The organism is Pseudomonas sp. IT-P294, from assembly GCF_949767865.1.
Classification (GTDB): domain Bacteria; phylum Pseudomonadota; class Gammaproteobacteria; order Pseudomonadales; family Pseudomonadaceae; genus Aquipseudomonas.
Map to the genome: position 1 here is coordinate 384,120 of NZ_CATKQW010000033.1, position 12,513 is coordinate 396,632.

Genomic DNA, 12,513 nt, shown 5'->3' on the forward strand with positions numbered 1-12,513 from the left:
ATCCAAGTACTTTTGAGGTGATTCCCATGATGAAAGGTGGCATGGCCGGCCTGATGAAGCAGGCGCAGCAGATGCAGGAAAAAATGGCCAAGATGCAGGAAGAACTGGCCAACGCTGAAGTCACCGGTAAAGCCGGCGGCGACATGGTCACTGTGGTGATGACCGGTCGTCACGACGTCAAGCGCGTGACCATCGACCCAAGCCTGGTCGAAGGCCTGAGCGAAGACGACAAGGAGATGCTGGAGGCCGTGTTCGCCGCCGCCGTCAACGACGCCGTGCGCAAGATCGAAGCCAACAGCCAGGACAAAATGGGCAACATGACCGCTGGCATGCAACTGCCACCGGGTATGAAACTCCCGTTCTGATTCGCCAAGGCGCGTCTGATGAGCTACAAAAAATGCCAGGCCTCGCGCCTGGCATTTTTGTTTCTGGCTGTTGAAGATGTAGTGCCCATAAGGGCGCTTTCGCGAGCAGGCTCGCTCCCACGGGTGACCGAGTTCCAATGTGGGAGCGAGCCTGCTCGCGATGAAGTCGCCTCGGTGCAATTGACGAAACATCGAACCCGCCACCGCCACAACGGTCTGCTCCCTATACCATCGAATTCAACATTCAAGGAGACGCTGCCATGTCTGACCCACTGACCCTGAACCAACGCATCGTCCTGGCGTCCCGGCCTGTAGGCGCGCCGACGCCGGAGAATTTCCGCCTGGAGCGCGAAGCGCTGCCGGACCTGGCCGACGGTCAGGTCCTGCTCAAGACTCTGTACTTGTCGCTGGACCCTTACATGCGCGGTCGTATGAGTGACGCACCGTCCTACGCCGCACCGGTGCAAATCGGCGAAGTGATGACCGGTGGGGCTGTCAGCCGCGTCGAGCGCTCGCTGAATCCGAAATTTCAGGAAGGTGATCTGGTCGTCGGCGCCACTGGCTGGCAGAGCCACAGCATCAGCGACGGTCGCAACATCATTCCCGTGCCGTCCGGGCTGCCGAGCCCGTCGATGGCCCTGGGGGTGTTGGGCATGCCGGGCATGACGGCGTATATGGGCCTGATGGACATCGGTCAGCCGAAAGCCGGTGAAACCCTGGTGGTTGCGGCAGCGTCGGGCGCAGTGGGCTCGGTGGTCGGCCAGGTGGCCAAGATCAAAGGCCTGCGTGTGGTTGGCGTGGCGGGCGGTTCGGAGAAGTGCCGTTATGTGGTCGAGGAATTGGGCTTTGACGCCTGCATCGACCACAAGAGCCCGAACTTCGCCGAAGAACTGGCCCAGGCGTGCGCCGAAGGCATCGATATTTATTACGAGAACGTGGGCGGCAAAGTATTCGATGCGGTGGTGCCGCTGCTCAATGCCAAGGCGCGGATTCCGCTTTGTGGCCTTATCGCTTCCTACAACGCCCATGAAGCACCGACCGGGCCGGACCGTCTGCCGCAATTGCAACGGACGATTTTGACCAAGCGCGTGCGTATTCAGGGCTTCATCGTCTTCGACGACTATGGCGATCGTCAGCCGGAATTCGTCAGCGCGATGGCGCCGTGGGTACGTGATGGCAAGGTGAAATTCCGCGAAGACGTGGTCGATGGCCTGGAGCAGGCGCCGCAAGCGTTCATCGGACTGCTGGAGGGACGCAACTTCGGCAAACTGGTGGTTCGGGTCGCGCAAGACTGAGTATTTGACGCTAAAGAGAGGCGCGGGTATAAACCGCGTCTCGTTGTTATGTCGGACGTTTCCCCATGAGCTTCAGCCCTTTGATTCGCCAACTGATCGACGCCCTGCGGACTTTGCCGGGTGTAGGTCAGAAAACCGCCCAGCGCATGGCGCTGCAACTGCTCGAGCGTGATCGCAGCGGTGGTTTGCGATTGGCCCAGGCTTTGAGCCAGGCCATGGAAGGGGTGGGGCATTGCCGGTTGTGCCGCACGCTGACCGAAGATGACCTTTGTCCGCAATGCGCAGACACCCGTCGCGACGACACTTTGCTGTGCGTGGTGGAAGGACCGATGGATGTCTACGCGGTGGAGCAGACCGGTTTCCGTGGTCGCTACTTTGTGCTCAAGGGCCATCTGTCGCCACTTGATGGCCTGGGGCCTGAGGCCATCGGTATTCCGCAATTGCTGACGCGCATCGAGGAGGCGGGCACGTTTACCGAAGTCATTCTTGCCACCAACCCGACCGTGGAAGGTGAAGCGACGGCGCATTACATCGCGCAGTTGCTGAGCAATAAAGGCTTGATCGCCTCGCGCATCGCCCATGGCGTGCCGTTGGGCGGCGAGCTGGAGTTGGTGGATGGCGGGACGTTGGCGCATTCATTCGCCGGGCGCAAACCGATCGCCTTGTAGTGGCTGATTGGGCCCCATCGCGAGCAAGCTCGCTCCCACAGGGGTTTTGTATGCACCGTAAATCCAATGTGGGAGCAGGCTTGCCCGCGATACAGGCGCCTCGGTCGACCTGATTCACACAATTCTCTTGAAAACCAAGCAAGCGCTCGGTTAACTTCGCTGAACCTTCAGTGGAGCTCGCCGATGCCTGCCTTTGAGGAATACTTCGACCCCAGTCACCAATTGGTCCGCGACAGCGTCAGACGTTTCGTCGAACGCGAGATTCTTCCGGACATCGACCAGTGGGAAGAGGCTGAAAGCTTTCCCCGCGAGCTCTACCTCAAAGCCGGCGCAGCGGGCATTTTGGGGATCGGTTACCCCGAATCCCTGGGCGGCAGTCACGAAGGCGACCTGTTCGCCAAGATCGCGGCCAGCGAAGAGTTGATGCGTTGTGGCTCTGGCGGTCTGGTGGCGGGTCTCGGTTCGCTGGACATCGGCTTGCCACCCATCCTCAAGTGGGCCAGGCCCGAAGTCCGCGACCGCGTGGTGCCGCACGTGCTGTCTGGTGAGAAAATCAGCGCCCTGGCAGTCACCGAACCCAGCGGCGGCTCCGACGTCGCCAACCTGCAAACCCGCGCCGTGCGTGACGGTGATTTCTACCGGGTCAACGGCAGCAAAACCTTTATCACCAGCGGCGTCCGCGCCGATTTCTACACGGTTGCGGTGCGCACGGGTGACCCAGGTTTCGGCGGCATCAGCCTGCTGCTGATCGAAAAAGGCACGCCCGGATTCACGGTCGGTCGCCAGTTGAAGAAGATGGGGTGGTGGGCATCGGACACCGCCGAACTTTTCTTCGATGATTGCAGGGTGCCGGCGGGCCATTTGATCGGTGCCGAGAACATGGGATTCGCCTGCATCATGGGCAACTTCCAGAGTGAGCGTCTGGCCCTGGCGCTCATGGCCAACATGACCGCGCAGTTGGCCCTGGAAGAAAGCCTGAAATGGGCGCGTCAGCGCGAAGCTTTCGGCAAGCCGATCGGCAAGTTCCAGGTGCTTAAACACCGCCTCGCGGAAATGGCCACGGCATTGGAGGTGTCGCGGGAGTTCACTTATCGTCAGGCGGCGAAAATGGCGGCGGGGCAGAGCGTGATCAAGGAGATTTCGATGGCCAAGAACTTTGCGACCGACACGGCTGACCGGATTACCACGGATGCGGTGCAGATTCTTGGGGGCCTGGGTTATATGCGCGAGAGCCTGGTGGAGCGGCTGTACCGGGATAACCGGATTCTGTCGATTGGCGGCGGGACGCGGGAAGTGATGAACGAGATCATCAGCAAGCAGATGGGGCTTTAATTCGGTGGTGTAGCGGCTGACGCCATCGCGGGCAAGCCCGCTCCCACAGGATTATCGTCAGATACACATCTTGTGTACGGCGTAGATCACTGTGGGAGCGGGCTTGCCCGCGAAGGCGTCAGTGATAACGCAGCCTTACTTCTCGCTCAACGCAAACTGCGTCAGGCAGAACGTAGGAATCCCCATCTCTTGCAGCCGTTTCGACCCACCCAACTCCGGCAAATCGATAATTGCCGCCGCTTCATGAACCCGCGCGCCCATGCGTCGAATCAGGTTCGTCGCGGCGATCAGCGTGCCGCCGGTCGCGATCAGGTCATCGAACATCACCACAGAATCGCCTTCGCACAAGCTGTCGGCATGCACTTCGAGGAACGCTTCGCCGTATTCGGTGGCATAACCTTCAGCCAGCACGTCGGCCGGCAGTTTGCCCTGCTTGCGAAACAGCACCAGCGGCTTGTTCAGTTGATAGGCCAGTACTGAACCGATCAAGAAACCGCGAGCATCCATCGCGCCGATATGGGTGAAATCCGCCTCAACGTAACGGTGGGCGAAGCTGTCCATCACCACGCGCAGGGCCGTAGGGGACTGGAACAATGGTGTGATGTCGCGAAAGATCACCCCCGGCTTCGGGAAGTCGATCACTGGGCGGATGAGGGATTTGATGTCGAAGGCGTCGAAGGCCATAGCGAAGAATCCTGGCAGGCTGCAAACGTCGCAGTATAACGGCGGCTGAACCGTTTCGCTCAGCCGCATTCGTTACCATCAGCCTTCGAGCGAGCCACCGGCCAGTGCACAGAGCTGGATCGGGTCCAGGATATGGATTTCCTTGCCTTCGGCGGCGATCAGTTCGTTCTGCTGAAAGCGTGTGAACACGCGGGACACGGTCTCCACGGCCAGACCCAGGTAATTACCGATTTCGTTGCGCGACATGCTCAAGCGGAACTGGTTGGCCGAGAAGCCCCGAGCGCGGAAACGTGCCGAGAGGTTGACCAGGAACGTGGCGATGCGCTCGTCGGCGGTTTTCTTCGATAGCAGCAACATCATCTGTTGATCGTCACGAATCTCGCGGCTCATCACGCGCATCAGTTGCCGGCGCAGTTGCGGCAGTTGCAGGGCCAGTTCATCGAGACGTTCGAAGGGGATTTCACACACCGAAGTGGTTTCCAGGGCTTGCGCCGACACCGGGTGCTTTTCGGTGTCCATGCCCGACAGGCCGACCAATTCGCTAGGCAGGTGGAAACCGGTGAGTTGTTCTTCACCGCCATCGCTCAGACTGAAGGTCTTGAGGGCACCGGAGCGAACGGCATAAACGGAGTCGAAGGTGTCGCCCTGGCGGAACAGAAATTCGCCTTTTTTAAGCGGGCGGCCCCGTTTGACGATTTCGTCCAGCGAGTCCATGTCTTCCAGATTCAACGACAGCGGCAGACAAAGCGGGGCCAGACTGCAGTCCTTGCAATGGGCCTGGCTATGAGCACGCAGTTTTACTGGCTCGGACATTTCTTCAATCCTTGTGGGAAAACACACATAAGCCGTAAGGGTAACTCACGGGAGGACAATCAAGCCAGCCTGCGCGGTTTTGTCGCTTGTCGACGAAGGGGCGCTCTGCCGACACTCAATGCCGGCTTGATGACTGCCGATACCGATGGAGCGCTAGATCACCCGGGAAAACCGCTGGTTATTGTGCTGTTGCAGATAGGCATCGAACACCATGCACACCGATCGCACCAGCAGACGTCCGGCGGGCAGTACGGTGATCCGCTCGTTGTCGAGTGTGATCAAGCCGTCATCAGCCAGGGTCTGGAGCTGCGGCCACAATTCCCCGAAGTAGCCACGAAAATCGATGTTGAACGCCTGCTCTATCGCCGAAAACTCCAGGTTGAACGTGCATATCAACTGCTGAATCACCGCCCGCCGCACGCGATCATCGGCGTTGCACACCAGGCCACGGCTGGTCGCCAGTTGAGCGCTGGCGAGAGCGTTCTGGTACTGGTTCAGGTCGCTGTTGTTCTGGCAGTAAAGGTCGCCGATCTGACTGATGGCCGACACGCCCAACCCGATCAGATCGCAATGACCATGGGTGGTGTAGCCCTGGAAATTGCGCTGCAGGGTCGATTCTTCCTGGGCAATCGCCAACTCATCGTCGGGTAACGCGAAGTGGTCCATGCCGATGTAGCGGTAACCGGCAGCGGTTAGCTGCTCGATGGTGTGCTGGAGCATTTCCAGTTTTTGCGCCGGAGTCGGCAGCTCGTTGCTGTTGATCCGCCGTTGTGGCAAGAAGCGTTCCGGCAGGTGCGCGTAGTTGAATACCGAGAGCCGGTCCGGTTGCAGCGCGATGACTTCGTCGACAGTGCGCGCGAAGTTCTCCGGCGTCTGTTTCGGCAAGCCGTAGATCAGGTCAATGTTGATCGAGCGAAACTGCAGGGTTCGGGCGGCATCGATCACCGCGCGGGTTTCTTCCAGGCTTTGCAGGCGATTGACTGCCCGTTGCACGGCCGGGTCGAGGTCTTGCAGGCCAATGCTGACCCGGTTGAAGCCCAGCTCGCGGAGCAGGCCCATGGTCGACCAATCCGCTTCGCGCGGGTCAATCTCTATGCCGTAATCGCCAGAATCGTCGTCCAGCAAGTTGAAGTGTTTGCGCAACTGGGCCATCAACTGGCGCAGTTCATCGTGGCTGAGAAAAGTCGGGGTGCCGCCGCCGAAGTGCAGTTGCTCAACCTTTTGCGTGGGGTCGAGGTGGCAGGCGATCAGCTGGATTTCCTGCTCCAGGCGCTGCAAGTAGGGCAGGGCGCGGCCACGGTCCTTGGTGATGACTTTGTTGCAGGCGCAGTAGTAGCAAATGTTCGCGCAGAACGGCACATGCACATACAGCGACAGCGGGCGCAGCGCCTTGCGGCTGTCACGCAGGGCATGAAACAGGTCAAAGGTGCCGACCTGTCCGTCGAATTGCATGGCGGTCGGGTAAGAGGTGTAGCGCGGTCCCGCCAGGTCGTAACGGCGGATCAGATCAGTGTCCCAACGAATGGCGTCGAGCATCATGCGGGCATTCCCCCGGATAGGCTGGCAGTGTCAGCGAGTCTAGGGGGCGGGGCGGTGGGGCATCTTGATTTGCATCAACGGTCAGGATTTGTGTTGTTAGTGAGGGCCTCATCGCGAGCAAGCTCGCTCCCACAGGTTTTGTGAACACTGTAAATCCCTGTGGGAGCGAGCTTGCTCGCGATGGGGGCGCCGCCGATCTAATGCCCCATCAACCAATGCTGATGCGGCCCTGGCAAGGTCCAGAGGCCGAACAGGATCACCAGCACCCCGCCTGTCATCCGCACACTGCGTTTGCGCAACAACGCCGTGACGCGCTCAGCCGCCAGGCCTGTGGCAAGCAGCACCGGCCAGGTGCCCAGGCCGAAGGCCAGCATCAACAGCGCACTGTCCAGCGCATTGCCCTGACTCGCCGACCACAGCAAGGTGCTGTAAACCAGACCGCACGGCAGCCAGCCCCACAGCGCGCCCAGCAGCAAAGCACGTGGCAGGCTCGACACGGGCAGCAGTTTGTTGGCGACCGGCTGGATATGCCGCCACAGGCCGCGACCGAGGCTTTCGATGCGGGTCAGGCCGCTCCACCATCCGGCGAGGTACAAGCCCATGGCGATCAGCAGCAAACCGGCGATTACCCGCATGAACATGGCCGCCGGGCTGTTGGCCACGGCCCAGCCTGCCAAACCGATCAAGAGTCCGGCGGTGGCATAGCTGAGAATTCGTCCCAGGTTATAGGCCAGCAGCAGCCGAAAGCGGCGGCTGCGTTGCTCCTTGGGAATCGCCAGGGTCAGCGCGCCCATCAAGCCGCCGCACATTCCCAGGCAGTGCCCGCCACCGAGCAGGCCGAGAATCACCGCAGACACTAACAGCGGCGCCAACTCAAGCATGCGGAGGGGCCTTGTCGTCCGGTTTGACCGGATGACCGCTGGCTTCGTCGACCGCGGCCTTGTGGTTCGGGTCCTGGTCGTCGAACAGAATGCTGTGGGCCGGGCCGTCGAGGTCGTCGTACTGACCGCTGTCGACCGCCCAGAAGAAGATGTAAACGGCGATGGCCACGATCAGCAGCGCGGCCGGGATCATCACGTAGAGAGCTGGCATCTGGACTCCATGCCCGCGCGGCTCAGGCCGGCAGCGGACGGGTTTCTGGCGTGGTACGGCTGGCAGGCGCGCTCGGCAGGCGAGTCAGGCGCAGGGCATTGAGCACCACGGTCAACGAACTGATGGACATGCCGACCGCGGCCCATATCGGCGTGATCCAGCCGAGGGCGGCGAACGGCAACATGAGGCCATTGTACAGCCCGGCCCACAACAGGTTCTCGATGATTACCCGGCGGGTGCGCCGCGCCAGGCTGAAGGCTTGCACCAGCGCCTCGAGGCGGTTCGAGAGCAGGACCGCATCGGCACTGGTTTTCGCCAGGTCGGTGGCCGAGCCCATCGCCACGCTGATATCGGCGGCGGCCAACACCGGCACGTCGTTGACCCCGTCACCGAGCATCAACACCTTGCGGCCTTCCTTGTGCAGCTGTTGCAGGACCTGCAATTTGTCATCCGGGCGCAAGCCGCCCCGGGCTTCATCGATGCCCAGTTCGGCGGCGACGCTGACGACCATCGGCGAGGTGTCGCCCGACAGCAGCAGTGTGCGCCAGCCACGGGCCTTGCAGGCGTCAACCAGCGTTTGGGCGTCGGCGCGCAGGCGGTCGTCGAGCACAAACCAGGCCAGCGGTCCCTGGCTGTCGCCGAGCAGCAGCCATTGGCCCGCTTCCTTCGGCATCGACGGCACGGGCGCGCCACTGAGCTCACAGACGAAGCCTGGTTGACCGATGCGCAAGCGTTGCGCGCCGACCAACCCTTCAAGGCCCAGCCCCGGTGTGCTGTGGACTTCTTCGGCGGCCAGCGGCGCGCGGCCAAAGGCGCGGGCGATCGGGTGTTCGGAGCGGTTTTCCAGCGCGGCGGCCAGGCTCAGGCATTGATCGCTGCCGAGTTCGCCAAGCGGACGGATCGAGCGCAACGCCAGGCGTCCTTCGGTCAGTGTGCCGGTCTTGTCGAAAATCACCGTGTCGATCTGGTTCAGGCCTTCGAGCACATGACCGCGCGTCAACAGTAAACCCAGTTTATGCAGGGTGCCGGTGGCGGCCGTGAGGGCGGTCGGTGTGGCCAGCGACAAGGCGCACGGACACGTCGCAACCAGCATCGCCAGGACAATCCAGAAGGCGCGGGATGAATCAAGTTCCCACCAGAGCAAGCCGATGGCCACGACCGCAATCAGGGTCAGCAGCAAAAACCATTGCGCGGCGCGGTCGGCGATTTCCGCCAGGCGCGGCTTCTCGGCCTGGGCGCGGTCCAGCAGGCGGACGATGGCCGACAACCGCGTGTCTTGGCCGAGCGCGAGGACTTGCACGGTCAGCGCGCCTTCGACATTGAGCGTGCCGGCGGTGACGGCATCGCCCAGCGTTCGAGGTTGCGGCAGGTATTCGCCGGTCAGCAGCGATTCGTCGATGCTTGACTGGCCATCGAGGATCTTGCCGTCCGCCGGCAGAATCGCGCCGGGGTGTACCAGCACCTGATCGCCGACGCGCAGTTCGCTGAGCAGGATTCGCTCGCTCTGGCCATCAGTGCTCAAGCGCAGGCACGAGGCGGGCAGCAGGTTGACCAGTTGCGCGGTAGCGGCGGCGGTGCGCTCCCGGGCGCGACGCTCCAGGTAACGTCCGGCCAGCAGGAACAGCGCGAACATGCCCACCGCATCGAAATACAACTCGCCGACACCGCTGATCGAGGTCCAGATCCCGGCGATGTAGGCGCTACCGATTGCCAATGACACCGAAACATCCATGGTCAGGTGACGGGTGCGCAGGTCGCGCAGGGCACCTTTGAAAAAGGGCGCGCAGCTGTAGAACACGATCGGCGTCGTGAGGAACAGCGCAACCCAGCGCAGGATGGTGTGCAGCTCGGGGCTCAAGTCGATGTTGAATTCGGGCCAGGTGGCCATGGTCGCCATCATCGCCTGGAACCACAGCAGGCCGGCCACGCCGAGTTGGCGCAGGGCCAGGCGATTTTCGGCGGCCAGTTGCTCACTGGCGCGGTCGGCTTGATAGGGATGGGCGGCGTAGCCGATGTGGCGCAACTCGCTGAGCACCTGGCTCAGTGGCAATTGCGCGTCGGCCCAGCGTACATGCAGGCGATGATTGGACAGGTTCAGCCGCGCCTCGGCTACCGCCGGCAAGCCGCGCAGGTGTTTCTCGATCAGCCAGCCGCAGGCGGCGCAACTGATGCCCTCCATCAGCAAGGTGGTTTCGGCGAGTTCGCCATCGTGGCGCACGAACGGTTGTTGCACGTCGGCGCGGTCGTACAGTGCCAGCTCATCCACCAACTGCACGGGCAAGGCTTCGGGGTTGGCCGAGGATTCGCTGCGATGCTGGTAATAGCTTTCCAGACCGCCGGCGACGATGGCTTCAGCCACGGCCTGGCAGCCCGGGCAGCAGAACTCGCGGGTTTCACCGAGGACCACGGCGGTGAAGCGGCTGCCGGTCGGGACGGGCAGGGCGCAGTGGTAGCAGGGGAGTGGGGTGGTCATTGGATTTTCACTGGTGCCGCAGAGTCTATGTCGTCGGATAGGGCCTCTTCGCGGGCAAGCCCGCTCCCACAGGACTGGCGGTGTTACTCGATTTTGCGATCAATGCAAAACCCTGTGGGAGCGGGCTTGCCCGCGATTCGCAATGCGCAGGCTTTTTACTTCTTCAGGTCTTCGGCGCCCTGCAGCGGCTCGTCGCCCAGCATCAGGTCTTTGTCATGGCTGACCTGTTCTTCCTCGAACAGACGCCAGGTCTTGTCGTCCTGCACACCCAGCAATTCAACAAAGCGACGACCTTCAATCTTGTCACTCAGCTGGCCGATGTAGCGACCTTGTTCGGTTTCGCTGCGGGCGAGGGTGATCTTGCGATCCTTCTCGGGTTGGGTCGGTGAGATCAGGTTCAGTTGAAGGGTTTTGGGTTGGCTGTTGCCGCTCAGGCGCAAGTCGACTTCGCCCGTCACGTCGTCCAGATGCACGCTGGCACGCAGCAACAGGGTCTGGGCCAGCAGCTCGCGGTCCAGGGAGCGGTTGATGCCTTTGCCCGCCTCGTAGTAGTTGTCATTGACCAGGTTGTCGGGATTGTTCACCGCGATCGTCACCATGGACAAGGTCAGGGTCACGGAGCACGCCAGGATGGCAATGATGATCCATGGCCAAAGATGCTTGTACCAAGGGCTTGCGGCATTTGCTGCGGGCATGATCACTTCTCTCAACGAATTTGTGGGCCGATGAATCGGCTCTTGGCTTCAACGTGGACACTGTTGTCGTCGGCATCCTTGAGGGTGAATTTGACCTCGTTGGTGCTCGACGGCAGTTTCTCCGGTGCCATGGACAATTCCACGGGCTGGCTGAAAATCTCCCCGGCGGCGACTTTGATTTCACGCTTGCCTTGCAGCTTCAGGTCCGGCAAACCAGAGGCTTCCAGCACGTAGGTGTGGTCACGCTGGTCTTTGTTCATGATCTTCAGGCTGTAGACGTTTTCGATCCGGCCTTCGGCGTTCTCGCGGTACAGCACGCGGTCCTTGCTGACGTCGAAACCGACCAGCGAACGCATGAAGAACGCGCCGGCCAGCAAGCCCATCATGGTCAGCAGCACCAAGGCGTAGCCGATCAGGCGCGGGCGCAGTTTATGGGTTTTTTGCCCGGACAGGTTATGTTCGGTGGTGTAGCTGATCAAACCGCGTGGGTACTCCATTTTGTCCATGATGCTGTCGCAGGCATCGATGCAGGCGGCGCAGCCGATGCACTCAATCTGCAGGCCATCGCGGATGTCGATCCCGGTCGGGCAAACCTGCACGCACATGGTGCAATCGATGCAGTCGCCAAGACCCTGGGCCTTGTAGTCGATGCCTTTCTTGCGCGGGCCACGGCTTTCGCCGCGACGTGGATCGTAGGAAACGATCAGCGTGTCCTTGTCGAACATCACACTCTGGAAGCGCGCATAGGGGCACATGTAAATGCACACTTGCTCGCGCAGCCAGCCGGCGTTGCCGTAGGTGGCGAGGGTGAAGAACGCAACCCAGAAATACGACCAGCCATCCGCTTCGCCGGTGAAGAAATCGATGGTCAGTTCGCGAATGGGCGAGAAGTAACCGACGAAGGTCATGCCGGTCACGAAGCCGATCAACAGCCACATCGAGTGCTTGCTGAGTTTGCGCAGGAATTTGTTGGCGCTCATCGGCGCCTTGTCGAGCTTGATGCGCTGGTTGCGGTCGCCTTCTGTGACCTTTTCGCACCACATGAAAATCCACGTCCAGACGCTTTGCGGACAGGTATAGCCGCACCAGACCCGGCCGGCGTACACGGTAATGAAGAACAGGCCAAAGGCGCTGACAATCAAGATGCCGGAAAGCAGGATGAAGTCCTGGGGCCAGAAGGTGGCGCCAAAAATGAAGAATTTACGTTCCGGCAGGTTCCACCACACGGCTTGATGACCGCCCCAGTTCAGCCAGACCGTGCCGAAATACAACAGGAACAGAAAGGCCCCACCCATCATTCGCAAATTGCGGAACAGGCCGGTGAAGGCTCGGGTGTAGATCTTTTCTCGGGAGGCGTAGAGGTCGACGCTGTTGTTCGCGTTTTTGGCAGGCGGTGTGACGTCGTGTACCGGAATCTGATTGCTCATCATTGCATCCCACGGCAGTGGAAAAATGCCTCGGTCAGTGCATGCCGACCGCGGTCGAAAAGGGGTGTAGCAGTGGCGCAATGATACGCCTGTAGCTCTACCTCAAGGGTGCGACCTTTGGTCACGTTGG

The 12,513-nt window shown here is 61.2% G+C and carries 12 protein-coding genes; 4 read left to right on the plus strand and 8 right to left on the minus strand.

Features of this window, described 5'->3' with window-relative positions:
* The first annotated feature begins 26 nt into the window (after positions 1 to 26).
* From ACM6I0_RS20780 to ACM6I0_RS20795, 4 genes are all read left to right on the plus strand, one after another.
* A complete protein-coding gene (locus ACM6I0_RS20780) occupies positions 27 to 365 on the plus strand; it encodes a YbaB/EbfC family nucleoid-associated protein (RefSeq protein ID WP_109628912.1) in 339 nt (112 codons plus the stop codon).
* A gap of 260 nt (positions 366 to 625) precedes the next feature.
* On the plus strand, positions 626 to 1,660 hold the full coding sequence (locus tag ACM6I0_RS20785; protein WP_285432120.1) for an NADP-dependent oxidoreductase: 1,035 nt from the start codon (positions 626 to 628) through the stop codon (positions 1,658 to 1,660).
* 65 nt (positions 1,661 to 1,725) lie between these two features.
* On the plus strand, positions 1,726 to 2,328 hold the full coding sequence (gene recR, locus ACM6I0_RS20790) for a recombination mediator RecR (protein ID WP_285432118.1): 603 nt from the start codon (positions 1,726 to 1,728) through the stop codon (positions 2,326 to 2,328).
* A gap of 183 nt (positions 2,329 to 2,511) precedes the next feature.
* On the plus strand, positions 2,512 to 3,660 hold the full coding sequence (locus ACM6I0_RS20795) for an acyl-CoA dehydrogenase family protein (RefSeq protein ID WP_285432117.1): 1,149 nt from the start codon (positions 2,512 to 2,514) through the stop codon (positions 3,658 to 3,660).
* A 135-nt stretch (positions 3,661 to 3,795) separates the two neighbouring features.
* Here ACM6I0_RS20795 and ACM6I0_RS20800 read toward each other — a convergent pair whose 3' ends face one another.
* From ACM6I0_RS20800 to ccoG, 8 genes are all read right to left on the minus strand, one after another.
* Positions 3,796 to 4,344: an adenine phosphoribosyltransferase gene (locus ACM6I0_RS20800; protein WP_090182043.1), complete on the minus strand. Its 549-nt coding sequence runs from the start codon at positions 4,342 to 4,344 to the stop codon at positions 3,796 to 3,798.
* Positions 4,345 to 4,422: 78 nt separating this feature from the next.
* Positions 4,423 to 5,157, minus strand: coding sequence for a fumarate/nitrate reduction transcriptional regulator Fnr (gene fnr, locus ACM6I0_RS20805; RefSeq protein ID WP_222585434.1), 735 nt, complete (start codon positions 5,155 to 5,157; stop codon positions 4,423 to 4,425).
* Between the two features lie 153 nt (positions 5,158 to 5,310).
* Positions 5,311 to 6,693 (minus strand): oxygen-independent coproporphyrinogen III oxidase, encoded by a 1,383-nt coding sequence (gene hemN, locus ACM6I0_RS20810; RefSeq protein ID WP_285432186.1) that lies wholly within the window; start codon positions 6,691 to 6,693, stop codon positions 5,311 to 5,313.
* 200 nt (positions 6,694 to 6,893) lie between these two features.
* Entirely contained in the window at positions 6,894 to 7,577 is a 684-nt protein-coding gene (locus ACM6I0_RS20815) for a sulfite exporter TauE/SafE family protein (RefSeq protein ID WP_414923143.1), read from the minus strand.
* On the minus strand, positions 7,570 to 7,788 hold the full coding sequence (ccoS, locus tag ACM6I0_RS20820) for a cbb3-type cytochrome oxidase assembly protein CcoS (RefSeq protein WP_208672037.1): 219 nt from the start codon (positions 7,786 to 7,788) through the stop codon (positions 7,570 to 7,572). Before ccoS ends, ACM6I0_RS20815 begins: the two co-directional genes overlap by 8 nt.
* Positions 7,789 to 7,810: 22 nt before the next feature.
* On the minus strand, positions 7,811 to 10,261 hold the full coding sequence (locus ACM6I0_RS20825; protein WP_414923144.1) for a heavy metal translocating P-type ATPase: 2,451 nt from the start codon (positions 10,259 to 10,261) through the stop codon (positions 7,811 to 7,813).
* 155 nt (positions 10,262 to 10,416) lie between these two features.
* Positions 10,417 to 10,956, minus strand: coding sequence for a FixH family protein (locus tag ACM6I0_RS20830; RefSeq protein WP_285432109.1), 540 nt, complete (start codon positions 10,954 to 10,956; stop codon positions 10,417 to 10,419).
* An 11-nt stretch (positions 10,957 to 10,967) separates the two neighbouring features.
* Positions 10,968 to 12,383, minus strand: coding sequence for a cytochrome c oxidase accessory protein CcoG (gene ccoG / locus ACM6I0_RS20835; RefSeq protein WP_222585438.1), 1,416 nt, complete (start codon positions 12,381 to 12,383; stop codon positions 10,968 to 10,970).
* Positions 12,384 to 12,513: the final 130 nt, after the last annotated feature.